The organism is Mycobacterium sp. E3198 (genome assembly GCF_001667015.1).
Taxonomy (GTDB): domain Bacteria; phylum Actinomycetota; class Actinomycetes; order Mycobacteriales; family Mycobacteriaceae; genus Mycobacterium.
The window spans coordinates 1-637 of the sequence record NZ_LZIS01000046.1 but is presented as its reverse complement, the minus strand read 5'-3'; the positions used below and the strand labels follow the sequence as shown (position 1 = coordinate 637).

Sequence of the window (637 nt, the reverse complement as noted above, 5' to 3'; positions counted from 1 at the left end):
GGTGGGGCTGTCGATGCGCGCGGCACCGCGGTGGTCCCGATCTATGGCCCGTCGCTGGACGGCTCGCTGCCCGGCAACGAGGTCATCCTGCAGAGCAGCGTCGGCAACCGCCCCACCTACGCGCGCGCCATGGGCCCCATGCAGTTCCTGCCCGGCACCTGGGCGCGCTACGCCGTCGACGGCAAGGGTGACGGAACCGCCGATCCGCAGAACCTGTTCGACTCGGCGCTGGCCGCGGCCCGGTACCTGTGCAGCGGCGGGCTCAACCTGCGCGACCCCATGCAGGTGATGTCGGCGATCCTGCGCTACAACAACTCGGTGCCCTACGCGCAGAACGTGCTGGGCTGGGCCGCCGCGTACGCCACCGGCGTGGTCCCCGTCGACCTGCCGCCGATGACGGGACCGCCGCCGCCGCTGGGCAACGCGCACGACGACCACCCAGAGGGGCTCGGGCCCAACCTGCCGATGAATGTCGTCGGCCTGCCGTCCGACGACTTCTTCGCGCGGACCCCGCTGATCGACCTGAGCGGGACGCCGCCGACCCAGCAGCCGACGTTCCCGTGGATGCAACCCACGCCGCAGCAGGCGCCGACGCAACTGCCCGGCTGCACCGTGATCTGCATCGGCCCCCAACAGA

1 protein-coding gene is annotated in these 637 nt (G+C 71.9%); it reads left to right on the top strand.

Annotated elements, in window-relative coordinates; all coding sequences use genetic code 11:
* The coding region (locus tag A5673_RS05565) for a lytic transglycosylase domain-containing protein (RefSeq protein WP_197518300.1) at nt 1–637 on the top strand (637 nt) is incomplete at both ends.